Below are 15,623 nucleotides of genomic sequence, written 5' to 3' on the forward strand. Positions count from 1 at the left end.
GAAGCAGTACACTACTGCTTCTTCTCTTTTTCATATTGTTCAAACGTATGAATTCTTTCAAAGATTGGTGGGTGTGTGTATAAGAAAAATTTCACTAACGCAGGTGGATTCACTTGACTTAAACTCGTTTTTGATAAATATTGAAATGTTTTCACACCGGATTTTCCATCTTTCGTCATATCTAAAGCGTATTGATCTGCCGCTCGTTCTTCTATACGTGAAACATAGTTTGTTGCTGGTTGTGACGCAAAGGATAATACAGAGGAAATTAAGAAAAATAAAGGTAATATTGAGAAACATGCCACTTTTGAAATTTGCAGCGTATCCCCCCATTTTCGAATACACATATTCAAAATACGACTAATTAAATACATACCTATAAACGATATTAAAATATAACTCGCAACGCCCCAATATATATGTTTCATAACATAATGTCCCATTTCATGAGCCATTATAAACAAAATCTCTTTATCTTTTAATTGCTTAAGTGTTGTATCCCACATTACAATACGCGAGTTAAGGCCTATTCCTGTTACATATGCATTTAACGCATTCGTTTTTTCCGACATATTTACTTCATATACATGTTTAGCAGGAATATCAGCTTTATCTGCCATCGTTAAAATTTTCGTTTCTAACTCTTTATTTTTCAGTGTCGAGAAGTCGTTATAAAGCGGATCAATAATAACAGGCTGTATGAATGTTAAAAAGATTGTAAACGGAACGGAGAGTGCCCATCCCGCCAACCACCATCTCTTTGGAAATTTACGAATAAGCCATAAAAGGACAGTAACTACGATTAACATAGTCGCATAACTCTCCCAAAAACCGATAACATGATCTTTTATCCAGCTTTGTGTACTTTGCGTTGAAATACCGTAATCAACGGACACTTTACGCCCGATCCATTGCATCGGAAGGGCAAGAACTGTAGTAAGTAATGACAAATAAAAGAAATAAATCGCAACTTGTAAAACACTTATTTTAGTCGTTTCCTTCGACCATTTCTCAAACTTTCTTGAAATACCGAGCACGAGTACAAATAATAAAATAATCCATTCAAGAGGCGTCGCTAAAAAGTACAGTAAGTTTTTCACCCGCGAATAATCTTGGCTTAGCGCAAGCTCCCTCGCATTCATAAAAGTTTCTGGATCTGAACTTGTTCCTTTATACATGTCCGGAATGAGTTCATGATTCCATCCAAATAAATACCAATATATAAGTAACGCAAATCCAACGTACAAAAAAAGTGACCACCCAATAACTTTCCTCACGCTATTCCCTCCTCTATGCTGCCTGTCTATTATTATTGTAAGTTCGTACATGCTAAATTAGAACAAGCCATTCATGAGAATTGTTCGATACCCTTCTATGTACATGAAAAAACTCTTCTGCATAAAGAAGAGTTTCACCTATTTTTAGACACTTTCTTCGGTTCATAGTTCGGGATAAGAAAAGCACTTACAAACCAACACATTAAACCGGCGCCTTTTACATAGCGTATATATTCATAGTCTTGAAAAAATAACGTCGTTACAATAATCGTAAAAAATCCGGCTAAAACTAGTAAGTACCCTATGTGCTTTTTAGCTAACATAAAGGGCCTCCTTAAGGTAGTACATCCATTAACAAACTAAAATCCTGTAAAGAAAAAGAACTATATTTCATAATACCTTGTACAGCTAAAAGTAAAATAAGACCGATCACACACATATAGTTAATACTTTCTTCACTCTTTTTTTCAGTAACGATTCCGCCACTTATACATAAAATCCCTAATAAATGGAGCGCTAAATACATGAAAAAGTAAGCTTCCTCCCAGCGAAGAATAACATTTACTGTCGTTATTAGCACTATACTAAGTAAAATCAAATAAAAAAACTTATTTGATGATATTGTTTCATTCATATAATTTTATACATTCCTTTCAAATTTCTTCTTCATTTCATTTATCCCCCACTACATCTGAAAAACTATCTGCCTGCTTTGCATATATAACTGGCACTTCTTTACTCCAATATTTGCGGTTAACGAATAAAAAGATGAGTACTAGGTTTAATCCTATTATAAAAATCATAAGTCCAGGGAAGAATGTCGTATAGTTTGAGAAATCTGCAAAACTCATAATCTTTTCTCTACTGACTAGAAAAGACGTACCGATTACAAATGCATTGTTTAACATATGGATTGCAATTGGCATGAGCAAGCTTTTCGTACGAATGTATACGATTGATAATACGATGCTAAATAAGGCAGCACCGAGGAAATCAACGTGTAACATTGCAAATAAAAGTGCTACTACAACCATCGCTATACTCGTTCCCCATTTTGCAGCAAATCGCTGCAGTAAAAATCCGCGAAAAACAAACTCCCCAATAATTGGTGCGATAAACACAACCATAATAAATTGATATACATATCCCCCGGCACTATCTACAATCGGTTCATGCAAAGCATTCATAATAAAATCTGGTGTAATCCATGCAAAGCTGTACATGTACAAAATAAGATAACCGTAACTGAACATGCATAATATAATCGCAATGTAAAAAACTTGCACCAGGTTAAATGTTTCATTTTTATTAATAAAAAACGAAAATGAAACACGGTGTTTTCTATACTCATAAAAAATCCATATACTCGGAAGAATATAGAATATAAGAATATTTATAAAAGAAGAATTTTGTATATGAAATGTACTTTCTATCAATTCATTACTGCCTCTTGCTACTAAAGTTAATAGTGCAAATACAATTAAAAAATATCTAGCTCGCATCAGTTGAAACGGATTCACACTCATCTCCTCCCCTATGTTACTTTTATCATATCATTTGATTCTTAATTTTTTGTGAAAGAAAACCTTAAAATTTCCTTAAAAATTCCATAAGTTACAAAATGATGGTATGATATTCGAGGAAATTAGGAGGGATTCTTATGTACCAAGCAAATATTTTACTTGTTGATGATGAAACAGCAATTTTACAACTACTAACTACTATTCTTGAAAAAGAAGGTTTTTCTCACATTACAACTGCAACATCAGCTGAACTAGCTTTATCTCTCACCGAACAAAACAATTACGATTTAATTATTTTAGATGTAATGCTTCCTGGACAATCTGGTTTTGAAATTTGTCCAATCATTCGCCAAAAAACAGATTGTCCGATCTTCTTCCTATCAGCGAAAGCATCTGATTTAGATAAAATATCTGGGTTTTCATACGGTGCCGATGATTATATTACGAAGCCATTTAATCCACTAGAAGTAGTCGCTCGTATGAAAGCACAGCTTCGAAGACATATAAAGCAAGTAGTATCACACGAATCTAAAACACACTCCATTTCATTTGGCCGATTTAAAATTGATCAACATTCTGCGGAACTAACAGTAGATGGGAATGTTGTCGAATGTTCCGCCCAGCTCTTTCAACTACTACTCTTCTTTTGCGAGAATCCGAATTACGTATTTTCAAAAGAAGAAATATATGAAAAGGTTTGGGGAGCACCAGCCTATAATGGGGATGACAATACCGTTATGGTCCATATTCGAAAACTACGTGAAAAAATTGAACAAGACCCAAGTAAGCCAGAATACATAAAAACAGTTCGTGGACTTGGCTATAAGTTCGTCACAAAGTAGGTTGAAAATATGAATTTTAATAAGCGACTTATAATCCAGTTTATCTTACAACACGTTTTTGTCTTAGTTACGTTACTTATCGCAGTAGTTGCTTCTTTTTCTTATTTAATTTTTCTTCTTAATAGTACTTTATATGAACCTAATATTTCTGATTATGATACCTTTACAATCTCCCAATATATTTCTTCTGAAGACAATAACATTACTTTAAAATCTGAGGTAAAAGATTTAATAACAGAAAAGAGTGATTGGCTTCAAATTGTAGATGAAGATGGAAAGGTTCTTTACAGCTTTAATACACCTAACGATGTTCCGACCTCTTACACAAAGACATCCTTGCTTACATATTTACAGAATGGTAGCAACAATCTCTATAAATTTAACTATTGGGAAATTGAATTAGAAAAGAAACCGGCTCTCGTTATTTACGGTGCCAAACTAAAAAGTAATGCATTACTAAAAACGATACAACAAGAACATCCTTCTTTATCATTAAATGAATTTGCTTTAACTGAACAAGAAAAACAATTACTTTCTAAAGAAAAAGCAACACTGCAAATATTTAATAACAGTGGCGAAGAAGTTTTTTCTTATCCAACTGGGAAGAAAAAAACATTTTCGGCTATAAAAACGGCTCTTAATGAAAAAGAACCATGGAATTATAAAGAAAATATATCTAGTTTTTACGATTCAAATAGCGGTCACCTCGTCGTTGTATCCGCTCCAAACGCTCATTATTATCCAGATGATGAATTAGATGATATATTTACTAAGAAACTTCTAATCGGATGCAGTTTAATCCTCCTTATTGTGTTTGTTTATTTAGTGATTCTTTCAATTTGGTATGGAAATAAGTTTGGAAAGCCTTTGTTACACACAATGCGCTGGCTTAAAAACATAGCCGGAGGAAAATATGAAGAGCCTGTTAGTAAAAAAGGCAAACCTGTTCGGTTCCGGCACTCCGGTAAAGAAAAATGGTCGTTCCGTATATTTAAAGATGTTACAAACTCACTAGAGCACCTTTCTATTACTTTGAAAAAGAACGATGCAATGAGAAAAGTACTGCAACAAACACGTGAAGAGTGGATTACCGGTCTGACCCATGATTTAAAAACACCACTTAGCTCTATATACGGCTATGCATTACTACTGGAATCGAAACAATATAATTGGACTGATCAAGATATTCAACAATTTGGCCATGTAATGAAAGAAAAATCTATATATATGACTACATTAATTGATGACTTAAGCTTAACCTATCAATTAAAAAATAACACTCTTCCTGCGCAACACGTAAATGTTGAAATTAATCAGTTCGTTCAAAAAGTGTTGCTACAATTTATTAATAATCCGACACTTCAAAATCAAAATATTGAATTTGTACCGAGCTCAAACAAAATCCAATATTTTATTGAAGAAAAATGGTTCCAGCGTATTATCGAAAACTTACTCGCAAACGCTGTAAAACATAATAATGAAACGACAAATGTAATCGTAAAACTTTCACAAAACGCTAATTCCTTTACACTCTCTATTTCAGATGATGGCAAAGGAATGGATGAAAAAACGAAAGGCCTTTTATTTGAACGATATTACCGAGGAACAAATACAGAAGAAAGTAACATCGGAACTGGGCTTGGTCTCGCCATTACAAAGCAGCTCGTTCATGCTCATAACGGGACAATTTCTATTGATAGCGAACTCGGAAAAGGAACGACGATTATTATTGTATTTCCTTTGTAAACGTCAAATTTAATAAGAAAGATTGTATTAGTAAATGCAATTATATTAACCAAAACTCGCATTATATCGACGTTAATTAAATTATATCGATCACAACTCGCGTTATATCGACGTTAATTGAAGTATATCGATCACAACTCGCATTATATCGACGTTTCGACAAAGGATATCGACTTAACTACAAACTACGACAATACTGGCAAGCTATTAATAAGCAAGACCGTCCCAACATACCTTTTGGGACGGTCTCTTTTTCTATTATTTCTTCTTCACCGGTATCCAAAGCTCAACTTGAGCGAACTCACTCTTATCTTCGTGGCAACGCTCATCATATAGTTCGAACTCTGTAACGCCGCAATGTTCATACCCTGAATGCGGGAACCATTCGGAGAATACTGCATTCCACGTTTGGTGAATGGACGATACCATTTCTTCATGAGGAACTTTCGGAGTTGTAAATACAGCGTATGTCGCTGCCGGGAAAGTACGCTTTGCAACTTCATTTGGTACATTTTCAAAGCCTGTAACTTCCATTCCAATAATATAAGTGAAGTCCCCTGTTTCTAAATTAAAATCTGTACATAATCCTAGCTCTACCCATTGGCTCGTATCTTTACGATTCGGAATCGTTGTTCCAAGATCTTTTTGTAAATATTCTTGCCAAAATACTGGAATGTCTTGATGGTTCTTCCCTTCTTTACTTGTCGTCTTCAGTTCATAACCCGCCACTAAAAATTCTGGTTTATTTACAATACGATATTCCATTTGTATGCCTCCTAAATACGGATTTAATTTTCTTTGTTTTACATTCACACTGTAATACATCGGTGTTTCGATTTCTTGTTTTCGATATTCACTCGGTGTCATTTGAAATAATTTTTTAAAGGCTCTCGTGAACGTTTCGTGAGATTGAAAGCCATGCTCAAACGCGATATCAATAACTTTTTCATCCGTATGAGAAAGCTGATAAGCTGCCCGGGCTAACCTCCTCTTTCGAACATACTCCATTACCGTATCACCTACTAACGCCTGAAATACACGATGAAAATGCGACTCAGAAAAACCTGCAATGCGAGCTAACTTACGCAGCGTCTGTTTTTCCATTACATCTTCCTCAATATAATCAATTGACCTTTGAATTTGTGTTTCATAGCTTTCCATCTCTGTTCACCCGCCTTATATGTATTATGATAAAAGAGAACGCAATCCAATTCTTGACGTTTTTTACTATAATTTCATAAAAAATTGTAACTTTTTTATATGTATTTCGTTGTTATTTATGAAGGGAGGGAAATTAGTGAAACGCAAACAATCATTAGAAGACATTTATTCAGAGCATATGCATGATTTATTTCGCTATCTTCTCTCCCTAACCGGAGATTCTCACTGTGCTGAAGATCTCATGCAGGAAACCTTTTATCGCATGCTCGTCCATATTGACTATTATAAAGGAGAAGAAATTAGGCCGTGGTTATTTACAATTGCCTACAACGCCTTTATTGACTGGTATCGTAAAGAAAAGAAATATAAAACAACAGAGGTTACAGAATTCCATTTATCAAACGTACCGAGTACAGAACATGCATATTTCGTAAAACATGAAATTGTTAGTTGGCTAGAGAGTTTATCTTCTCTTCCGCTCCAAAGACGAAATGTATTACTACTACGAGATTACTACGGATTCTCCTATAAGGAAATAGCAGAAATGACCGGTCTCTCATTAGCAAAAGTGAAAATTGAGTTACACCGAGGGCGAAAAGAAACAAGAAGCATAAAGGAGTGATACAGATGGGATGTACAGAGTTTAAAAAACTATGGGAGAAATATGAAAAAGGAACACTCACACATGATGAACAAGAAAAATTAGAAAGTCATATAGAAACTTGTGAGGAATGTGAAGTGTATTTGGACGAATTGCTTACGAAGAGTGAACCGATCAAGAAAAGACTACCACCACAAAATCTTAATGTCCCGTTTTGGAAAATAAAATGGAGACAGCGTTGGCAAACCGTTAGTTTTGTTCTTGCTGTTTGTATAGCAATCTATTTTGTCGGTCATTTTTCATCCTCTTTTTACTTCTATAATATGAAAAAGTTAGTCGAAGTAGGTGAGATTCCATCACTCGCACTAGAAGCAACAATGCCAAATAGTCGTTCCGCTGGAGGCAGTACAAAGATCAAACCCTTTTTCCGTACAGAAAATGAAATGAATTTAGTTAAAACTGTCGGCAAAAAAGAAGTTCAATTCGGTACAGTAACAACGAAAAGCTTCTTATCGTCTGTAACTGTTACAAATAAATCTTGGGCAAACAAATTGAATTACTCTAAACTTTCCTTTGTTCATCCGAAAATAAAGCAAGGTGATCATTTGAAAGAACCATCTAAAAAAGTGTGGGATACACTTGCAAAAGTACATGAGGGAACCGTTGCAGAAGTAGCGATATCTTTTGACAAACCTTACACTTTACAAGAATTAGAATCTCTTTTATATAGCGTATTTGAAGCACAAGAAATGCCGCCAACTCCTGTATGGTACGCTTTAGACACAGGACAAGAAAGAATAAAGGAAGAAGATTTTATCCTACATGGCGGAGAGGTTATCGGATTTCGAGAACATATAAATCTCCCTGATAGTGAAGCAGAACGACCGAAGACAAAAGAAGATGAGGTAATCGAAATGATGCGCATTCTTTCTGAGCATAAAAAAACTGTAAGTAAAACTACTTGGACTCCTGAAAAAGAGCTGAACTTAGATAAGCGTTATGAGTATGTAAAAGAGAACGGTGTAAAAGTATACGGGATCGTCATTACTGGACCGTCGAAAGAGTTATTAAAATTACAAAACTCACCGCACGTTCGTTATGCGACTCTTGGAGATATTGAGGTTTGGAATTGGTTTGATTATTAAAAACGAAAAGGTGTCATCATAATTGATGACACCTTTTCCTTTCCATTAATCCGAAATCACTTTCACATACGTCCCTCTCACCGCTTTTTCATAAGCTGTCTCACTCATCTGTCTTATGTTTTCTGACACGACAGACGCTGGAACAACTTCCCCGGCGCGAAGTAACGGCGGATCAATAAGGCGTACTTTATTTTTCTGATACAAATCATAATCGTTTCTATCTTCTTTTACTGCTACATTTGGATGAACTTTTCTTAATAAAGCTTCTACTTCGGGATCGTTACATTGCTGTAATTTCACTATAAGCTCATCATCTTCAAGAAGAAAATCATCTGCATGAATGAAACTTTTATGAAGAGCCAACTTTAACGTTTTCGCTAACATATCATTTCCGTATATATTCATTGGCTTCATAAAGAAATCAATTACCTCTTTGTAATACGTTTTTGTAAACCATTCTGCAATTTCGATATTTTGAAGCACCATTTTCCCATCTACTTCGATGACATCCTCTAAAAAGCTTCGAACCTCTTCTAAAGAAATATATCCGTATGTATACATATCTCGTAACGTATAATCCACTCGGTCTGCACATAATTCTGGTGCGGACCTTTCCAGTAACGTCCACTTCGAATCATCTAGTAAAATATCTTCATAGTTATAACCATACTTCGAAAGAATCGCTGGAATTTCTGAGTTTTTCACAACAGAGCTAAATATCTCTTCATGATAACTTTCATTTTCGTTATCAAAAACGTAATCAATTACGTGAGAAAAAGCAGTATGTGATACGTCATGAAGTAAACCTGCAATTTGTTCTTCTACTGAACCACCTAGTTTTTTAATTAACAACATAACACCAACTGAATGATCAAAGCGCGTTACATTCCATTTCTCGTTCATTAAGTAACTTGCGCCCGCTTGATGAATGCCTTTCAGCCTTTGCACAGGCTTACTTACAATCAACTCTTCTAACACTTGATCCACTTCAAATTCTCCGTATAGTACATCTAATATGACCACTTACAATCCTCCTTTATTTCAAGCAGAGTCTTCTAATCGTACCTCTTTTATATAGTTAACACCAACAGAAATATTTATTTTTATCAAAAAAATAGAGAGCCATCAGCTCTCTATTCAAACGTAACCTCCACCTGCAAGATCTCTGACCTACTTCCAAGTCTAAGCGGCGGTCCCCAAAATCCGAAACCAGAAGAAACAATCGCGTGGAATGCACCTTTTTGTACGTATCCCCAGTCCAGTTCATACATTCTTCTCGTCACAATATGATTTGGTGCCATTTGTCCGCGGTGCGTGTGGCCAGATAATAATAAGTCTACACCAGCATCCGCTGCTTGCTTCAATTCAAACGGCTGGTGATCCATTGCGATAACTGGCATCGATTTATCCACTGTACTCATAAGTTTCTCAAAGCTTTGGCGATCTCGCTCAGTTTTATCTCTTCTTCCAACGAGATAAAACTGATCTTCAATTGTGATCACTTCATCTAAAAGAATACGAATATCAATCTTATCCATCTCTTGTAAAAATTCAGGAATCGCTCTGCCGTAATATTCATGGTTTCCTAACACACCGTATACGCCTAATGGAGCTTTCATTTGTTTCATAATAGGCCCCATGTTTTTTTGAATGAATACTCCTGGATGATCATCTATAATATCACCTGGTAGTAAAATAATATCAGGCTCCATTTCATTCACATGGCGGACAAGTCTTTTCAAATGCGAAACACCAGACAGTTTACCGAAATGCATATCTGAAGCCATCGCGATGCGTAAACTTTTACGTCCTTCTACTTTTTTCGGTATGTGCACTTCGTATGTTCTTACTACCGGGCTATACGCATTAAATACGCCATACGAAAAAATAAAGATAAACGCAAGTAATACAGCCGTTCCCGTCCAAATAATTGCCGCTTCTTTCTCCACTGAAAACTGTAAAAGGAAGACGGTAATATCAGCTAACGGCAACAGCATAAGCGCGTATTGTATAACTGCGAACCAAACGGAACCAATCGTTCGTAGAAATGGCAGAAACTTAAACACTTGCACGAGAATGTACGCATATGAAATAAATCCGACTACGAAAGCGTAATATCCCCAAGACTCCCAGCCAAATACTGCATGAAGCCAAATCCAGCCGTTCCAGCCAATGTAAAACATGAGTAGTGTGTATATAATTAATATGGTAAATATATTGAGATAACGAAGATTTTTCACTGCCAGCCTCCTTATTGATTTCTTCTATTATAACTTGTTATGCACTTATAACGTAAATATTAAGCACATCGTTCATCATAGTAAAAACCTCTAATTGTTAGAAACGGCTGGAAGGGTTATTTTAGAATCGTACGTATTAGACGAAATTGATAGTGATGTTGAATTTGTTGCGAAGCATGTTGGGGAATTGATGAGGAGAAATATATAACAATGCACCAAAGGAAGATTTGAATTTCAACTCTTCCTTTGGTGCATATGTTAAATCTAATATACGTTTCACTTTATTTCTTTAACTTATCTGCTTTCGCAATAAATTGCGCAGCTTCCGCACGGCTTACCGCTTTATCTGGAGCCCAGCCATTATCTGTTCCAACTGAAATGTTTTCTTGGATTAAAATGTTGGCATACTTCGCGCCCCAATGATTTTTTAAGTCAGCAAATTCTTTTGGTAGTTTAATATTTTCATTTCTTTCAAATTTATATGCATTTACTAGCATAGTAGCCATTGATGCACGGTTAATAAGTCCACTTGGATTAAAGTTACCTTTCTCATCACCTTTTACAATGCCTGCTTTTTCAACAGCAGCAATGTATGGAGTAGCCCAATGATTTTGTGCATCAGGGAATGATGGTTTCGCATCTTTATTAATTTCTAAACCTAAAACCGTTGCTAATATTTTTGCAGCTGAACTACGATCGATATTTTCAGCTGGTGCAAATGTACCATCTGGCTTACCATGTACTGCCTCTTTGTCTACTAAATATTGAACTGATTCTTGTGCCCAAGTGGGTACATCGGAGAATTTAGATTCCTTTTTAATTGCACTCGCATCGATTTCAAACTGCACTTGATATTTATGATCATATTTAATTGCTGGAATTAATATATGCATTTGCATATTATATTTTTTCGAGAACTCACCGATTTCAAATTGAACAACTTTCGTGCCATTATTTGCTTTATCTTCGGAGATCACTTTTACATCATGGAATGTCCCTACTTTATTAGTATCTTCTACTCTAAGATACTGAAAATAGCTACTATCTTGAACTGTTAACGTAACGATTTTTTTATCACCTTGAATTGTTACTTTTGCATTTTTTAAATATGTAGAAGCAACAGATGTTTCATTCGTTTGATCTTTATAAGTCTTTAAAATAACGTCATATGTGCCATCTTCTAGTTTGCTAGCTGCTTTTATTTCTACTGCCGCTTCTGCTTTCGCAACCGGTGCTATAATACCGCTAAATGGAACTGCTAACGTTGCTGCTATAACGAACGCATTAACATATTTTTTCTTAATCATTATCAATACGACATCTCCTTTTATATGAATATACTCAACATAACTATCATATTGATAATGATTATCAATGTCAAATAAAAATAATAATACTATTTCCTACATAGGTACGCTTTTCGCTCGTTTTTAAACAGTAAATAATGGGCCGTATGAACTTTCCTTTCTAAATAATCGATAGAATACGTGCTCGATGGATCAACTAAATCACCTATCGCACCAGAAAGATGATCAATTACTTTCTGCAATGTTTCTAAGTTCTTCTTCTCATTTTCAGCATTCATTTCATCCATAATGTCGCAAATAAGATATTGAACTCTCCGCAAACGCACTTCCTTCTGCTCCACGTATATCTCCTCCCTACTAGTCATATTACGGTTTAAATATATGGCATCATAGCTTAACCAATGCTAAAAAATACGAAGGCAACCACCTTCATAAAGGTGATTGCCCTATTTTTATACTTGTATCGCTTTCTCTTTTAATGCTCTTCGCAGTAACTTACCCGTTGTATTCTTCGGTAGTTCTGCTAAAAACTCGATACTCATCGGTACTTTATATTTCGCTAAATGTAACGTGCAGTAATGCATGAGTTCTTCTTCTGTTACGTTCGTTTGCTTCAGAACGACGTAAGCTCGTACTGCTTCCCCTAAGTTTTCATCAGGAACGCCAATTACGACAACTTCAGCTACTGAATCATGAGTATATAATACTTCTTCTACTTCACGAGGGTATACGTTATAACCGCCAACTAGGACAATATCTTTTTTACGATCGACGATATAGAAGTAACCTTCTTCATCCATTTTCGCTAAGTCACCTGTATATAGCCATCCATCTTTAAGTGTCGCTGCAGTATCTTCTGGCGCATTATAGTAACCCTTCATAACGTTAGGCCCGCGAACAATTAATTCCCCAACTGCACCAACAGGTACTTCTTCCCCAAGCTCATTCACAATTTTATTTTCTACATGCCAAATATTTGTGCCAATTGATCCTGGTTTACGAGGACGGTCTAACGGATTGAAACAAGTAACTGGTGATGCTTCTGATAAACCGTATCCTTCTGAAACAATGACGTCAAAACGTTTTTCAAAGTTTTTCAGAAGTGCAACAGGCATTGATGCACCACCTGAAATACAAAGACGAAGTGTCTTCACGTCTTCTGCGCTCGCTTCTTCAAATAAATATAAATAATTGTACATTGTCGGTACGCCAGCAAAAATCGTTGGCTCATACGTGCGACAAATATGGAATACTTCTTTCGGACTGAACTTCGGTAACATTAAAATTGTCGCCCCGTTCACAATCGGCGCATTTACCGCAACTGTTAAACAGAACACGTGGAACATCGGCAGTGCCGCAACGACGCGGTCATCAGCCGTATATCGTAAATACGACGCCACATCGCTCGCATTACTATATAAATTTTTATGTGTTAACATAGCACCTTTCGGTTTTCCAGTTGTGCCTGACGTGTATAGGATAACCGCTACATCTTCTTCATCTAGTTCAGGACCTTCGTAAGTTGTATCTCCAGTTCCTACAAAACTAGTAAACGTTTTCATTTTTTCGGTTTCTGTATGGTTAAAATCTGATGAGGTTTCGCATATGATGATGTTTTCTAATGAAGGAAGCCTTGTTGTAAGAGATTGTATAACAGGTAGAAGGACGTCGAGTACGATGATTGTTTTTACATCTCCATTTTGTAAAATGTAATGTATTTCGTCTGCTGTATAAATTGGATTAACTGGAATGACAGTTGCTCCCGCTTTCATTGTTCCGTATAAACCGACCAAAAAATGTGGTGAATTCCCAACAACTAATGCGACATTGTCCCCTTTTCCAATGCCCATTTTTGCTAAATTGCTAGAAAACTTCGTGACCATTTTGTTTAATTGGTCATACGAGACCGACTGATCCATAAAAACATAAGCCGGTTTATCCCCCTTCTTTTTTGCCGTTTCAGCCAAAGATTGAACGAGATTCACACAAACCCCACCTTTATAAAATTTAGAATATTTAAAAATTCTAAATTAATTATATTAAAAGAAAATTAAAGTGGCAAGTGATATTCTATTAACTGCATATAAACAAATCACCTCCTCTTGATTCACTTTGGAAGGATAAGGGAATTTCGTTTGCAAGTAATTTATGAAACTAGCCCAAAAATCATTTTAGGATAATATGCACTCATCTTTTCTCTAAGTCTTTCAACTTCCTCTTTATTTAAACTCGTATACTCCCCGTACAAGTTAAGAACGTCCGCTCCATTTTCATGAAAATACACCGTAACATATAATGTCGGTAACCCTGTATTGTCCTCATCTATTGAAAAGACGACATCTGGTGTTTTATTCACAGTGCTGAATGTTTCATTTCTTTTCCACTTCTTATTTTGAAACATGTCTTGTATTTCCTGTATCTTTCGTTTGTTATCTGTATGCGTAAAATATATAACATTATCTTTCGCTGGCTTTCCAATAGATAAAAGTGTACGACTTGAGGAAGTTTCACTGTTACACGCTGTCATTCCGATGACGAAGCTGAGCAATAATACAATGTACATTACTCTTTTCATATCGATCCGCCTCCTTTTATTATGTATATTCATTTATAAGGGGCAGATGTCTTGTGATTTTATGTTTTTTGGTAAATGAAATTATATCGGCGATTCTTCCAATATATCGAACGCAACTCGAATTATATCGGCGATTTTTCCAATATATCGACTTACCGACAAAACATGACAATTTACGCAAAAAGAAAGAGGCTGCCAGTTATGACAGCCTCCCTTATTTTTAGAAGAATAAATGCAAGAAATCTTCTGTTGTAATATTACCGAAGTAACGCACGATATCTACGCCTTCTAAAGCTACAGTGAATGCATCTTTATCAAATTGTACGCCAGTTAAACGTTCTTCAATGTCATGAACATCTAGCGAGCCGAAGAAATCACCGTAAATTTTACATTCTGTTACTGTTCCTTTTTTCACTTCAAGACGAACGTCAACTTGTCCAACTGGGAAGCGGTGTGAATGTTGTAAGTTGAACTTCGGAGATTTTCCGTAGTTCCAGTCCCAATTTTGGTAACGTTCTTCAGAAAGTTTATGGATTTCTTTCCAATCATTTTCTGTTAATTCGTACGTTGGAATTTCTGTTTCTCCTTCGAAAATTGTTTCTAGAAGAAGTTGTCTAAACTCTTCTGTCGTCATTTTTTCGTTTAGGAACTCTGTAATGTTCGCAACGCGGCTACGGATTGATTTAATTCCTTTTGATTGAATCTTATCCATTTTTACTTTTAGTGCTGATACGACGTGATCGATTTCAGAGTCAAATAGTAACGTACCGTGACTAAACATACGACCTTTCGTTGAGAACTGTGCGTTACCTGAAATTTTTCTACCTTCAGCTAAAATGTCGTTACGACCACTTAGCTCTGCATTTACGCCTAATTTACCAAGCGCTTTCGTTACAGGCTCTGTGAATTTTTTGAAGTTGCTGAAACTATCTCCATCATCTTTCGTAATAAAGCTAAAGTTTAAGTTTCCTAAATCGTGATATACTGCGCCTCCGCCTGATAGACGACGAACGACATGAATACCTTTTTCTTTTACGTAATCTGCATTAATTTCTTCTACTGTGTTTTGGTTTTTACCAATGATAATCGAAGGCTCATTAATGTAGAACAGTAAATATGTTTCGTTAATATCTAAATTCTTCACACAATATTCTTCAATTGCTAAGTTTATTCTAGGATCTGTAATCCGATACGATAAACTTAACT

Annotated in this window: 16 protein-coding genes and 1 pseudogene; 5 read left to right on the forward strand and 12 right to left on the reverse strand. The window is 35.6% G+C overall.

What is annotated here, in order from left to right:
- Window positions 1-11: 11 nt before the first annotated feature.
- The 4 genes from COC96_RS10495 to COC96_RS10510 form a co-directional block, all read right to left on the reverse strand.
- Entirely contained in the window at window positions 12-1,277 is a 1,266-nt protein-coding gene (locus COC96_RS10495; RefSeq protein ID WP_141536138.1) for a M48 family metallopeptidase, read from the reverse strand.
- Between the two features lie 134 nt (window positions 1,278-1,411).
- Window positions 1,412-1,600: a hypothetical protein gene (locus tag COC96_RS10500; RefSeq protein ID WP_098268992.1), complete on the reverse strand. Its 189-nt coding sequence runs from the start codon at window positions 1,598-1,600 to the stop codon at window positions 1,412-1,414.
- A gap of 11 nt (window positions 1,601-1,611) precedes the next feature.
- Window positions 1,612-1,911 carry a DUF2101 family protein gene (locus tag COC96_RS10505; RefSeq protein ID WP_098268991.1) on the reverse strand — a complete coding sequence of 100 codons (300 nt, stop codon included), beginning with the start codon at window positions 1,909-1,911 and terminating at the stop codon, window positions 1,612-1,614.
- A 37-nt stretch (window positions 1,912-1,948) separates the two neighbouring features.
- On the reverse strand, window positions 1,949-2,797 hold the full coding sequence (locus COC96_RS10510) for a CPBP family intramembrane glutamic endopeptidase (RefSeq protein ID WP_142339985.1): 849 nt from the start codon (window positions 2,795-2,797) through the stop codon (window positions 1,949-1,951).
- A 140-nt stretch (window positions 2,798-2,937) separates the two neighbouring features.
- On the opposite strand from COC96_RS10510, the gene COC96_RS10515 reads away from it, so the two are divergent.
- Window positions 2,938-3,642 (forward strand): response regulator transcription factor, encoded by a 705-nt coding sequence (locus COC96_RS10515; RefSeq protein WP_098268989.1) that lies wholly within the window; start codon window positions 2,938-2,940, stop codon window positions 3,640-3,642.
- 9 nt (window positions 3,643-3,651) lie between these two features.
- A complete protein-coding gene (locus COC96_RS10520) occupies window positions 3,652-5,388 on the forward strand; it encodes an ATP-binding response regulator (RefSeq protein ID WP_098268988.1) in 1,737 nt (578 codons plus the stop codon).
- 258 nt (window positions 5,389-5,646) lie between these two features.
- Here the strand turns inward: COC96_RS10520 and COC96_RS10525 are convergent, their stop codons facing one another.
- Complete coding sequence (locus COC96_RS10525) at window positions 5,647-6,549, reverse strand: AraC family transcriptional regulator (RefSeq protein WP_098268987.1); 903 nt, start codon at window positions 6,547-6,549, stop codon at window positions 5,647-5,649.
- A gap of 118 nt (window positions 6,550-6,667) precedes the next feature.
- Between COC96_RS10525 and COC96_RS10530 the strand changes: the two genes are divergently transcribed.
- Both COC96_RS10530 and COC96_RS10535 read left to right on the forward strand, forming a co-directional pair.
- Complete coding sequence (locus COC96_RS10530) at window positions 6,668-7,171, forward strand: RNA polymerase sigma factor (protein ID WP_141536140.1); 504 nt, start codon at window positions 6,668-6,670, stop codon at window positions 7,169-7,171.
- A gap of 5 nt (window positions 7,172-7,176) precedes the next feature.
- On the forward strand, window positions 7,177-8,295 hold the full coding sequence (locus COC96_RS10535; protein ID WP_098268985.1) for an anti-sigma factor: 1,119 nt from the start codon (window positions 7,177-7,179) through the stop codon (window positions 8,293-8,295).
- Between the two features lie 45 nt (window positions 8,296-8,340).
- Here the strand turns inward: COC96_RS10535 and COC96_RS10540 are convergent, their stop codons facing one another.
- Together COC96_RS10540 and COC96_RS10545 are read right to left on the reverse strand one after the other, a co-directional pair.
- Window positions 8,341-9,318, reverse strand: coding sequence for an HD domain-containing protein (locus COC96_RS10540; RefSeq protein WP_098768741.1), 978 nt, complete (start codon window positions 9,316-9,318; stop codon window positions 8,341-8,343).
- Window positions 9,319-9,428: 110 nt separating this feature from the next.
- Entirely contained in the window at window positions 9,429-10,535 is a 1,107-nt protein-coding gene (locus tag COC96_RS10545; protein ID WP_098768742.1) for a metallophosphoesterase, read from the reverse strand.
- Window positions 10,536-10,632: 97 nt separating this feature from the next.
- Here COC96_RS10545 and COC96_RS27975 point away from each other — a divergent pair.
- Window positions 10,633-10,743 (forward strand): annotated as a pseudogene (locus COC96_RS27975) (TetR/AcrR family transcriptional regulator); the annotation flags it as partial.
- A gap of 73 nt (window positions 10,744-10,816) precedes the next feature.
- Here COC96_RS27975 and COC96_RS10555 read toward each other — a convergent pair.
- The 5 genes from COC96_RS10555 to COC96_RS10575 all read right to left on the reverse strand — a co-directional run bounded on the left by COC96_RS10555 (window position 10,817) and on the right by COC96_RS10575 (window position 15,603).
- Window positions 10,817-11,842: an S-layer homology domain-containing protein gene (locus tag COC96_RS10555; RefSeq protein ID WP_098268983.1), complete on the reverse strand. Its 1,026-nt coding sequence runs from the start codon at window positions 11,840-11,842 to the stop codon at window positions 10,817-10,819.
- A gap of 89 nt (window positions 11,843-11,931) precedes the next feature.
- Complete coding sequence (locus COC96_RS10560; RefSeq protein ID WP_098268982.1) at window positions 11,932-12,183, reverse strand: hypothetical protein; 252 nt, start codon at window positions 12,181-12,183, stop codon at window positions 11,932-11,934.
- A gap of 111 nt (window positions 12,184-12,294) precedes the next feature.
- The gene (locus tag COC96_RS10565) at window positions 12,295-13,827 is read right to left on the reverse strand and encodes a fatty acid--CoA ligase family protein (protein ID WP_098268981.1); all 1,533 of its coding nucleotides are present in this window, start codon (window positions 13,825-13,827) and stop codon (window positions 12,295-12,297) included.
- Window positions 13,828-13,988: 161 nt separating this feature from the next.
- Window positions 13,989-14,417, reverse strand: a complete 429-nt coding sequence (locus COC96_RS10570; RefSeq protein ID WP_098268980.1) for a hypothetical protein — start codon at window positions 14,415-14,417, stop codon at window positions 13,989-13,991.
- Window positions 14,418-14,637: 220 nt separating this feature from the next.
- On the reverse strand, window positions 14,638-15,603 hold the full coding sequence (locus COC96_RS10575) for a lipoate--protein ligase (protein WP_098269164.1): 966 nt from the start codon (window positions 15,601-15,603) through the stop codon (window positions 14,638-14,640).
- Window positions 15,604-15,623: the final 20 nt, after the last annotated feature.

This window comes from Bacillus cereus (assembly GCF_002577405.1).
Lineage (GTDB): Bacteria > Bacillota > Bacilli > Bacillales > Bacillaceae_G > Bacillus_A > Bacillus_A cereus_AU.

Excerpts from the sequence above, each read along its gene's own strand:
- COC96_RS10535 (WP_098268985.1), top strand. The coding sequence starts at position 7,177 with ATGGGATGTACAGAGTTTAAAAAACTATGGGAGAAATATGAAAAAGGA.
- COC96_RS10525 (WP_098268987.1), bottom strand. The coding sequence starts at position 6,549 with ATGGAAAGCTATGAAACACAAATTCAAAGGTCAATTGATTATATTGAG.
- COC96_RS10505 (WP_098268991.1), bottom strand. The coding sequence starts at position 1,911 with ATGAATGAAACAATATCATCAAATAAGTTTTTTTATTTGATTTTACTT.
- COC96_RS10515 (WP_098268989.1), top strand. The coding sequence starts at position 2,938 with ATGTACCAAGCAAATATTTTACTTGTTGATGATGAAACAGCAATTTTA.
- COC96_RS10570 (WP_098268980.1), bottom strand. The coding sequence starts at position 14,417 with ATGAAAAGAGTAATGTACATTGTATTATTGCTCAGCTTCGTCATCGGA.
- COC96_RS10520 (WP_098268988.1), top strand. The coding sequence starts at position 3,652 with ATGAATTTTAATAAGCGACTTATAATCCAGTTTATCTTACAACACGTT.
- COC96_RS10500 (WP_098268992.1), bottom strand. The coding sequence starts at position 1,600 with ATGTTAGCTAAAAAGCACATAGGGTACTTACTAGTTTTAGCCGGATTT.
- COC96_RS10530 (WP_141536140.1), top strand. The coding sequence starts at position 6,668 with ATGAAGGGAGGGAAATTAGTGAAACGCAAACAATCATTAGAAGACATT.
- COC96_RS10555 (WP_098268983.1), bottom strand. The coding sequence starts at position 11,842 with ATGATTAAGAAAAAATATGTTAATGCGTTCGTTATAGCAGCAACGTTA.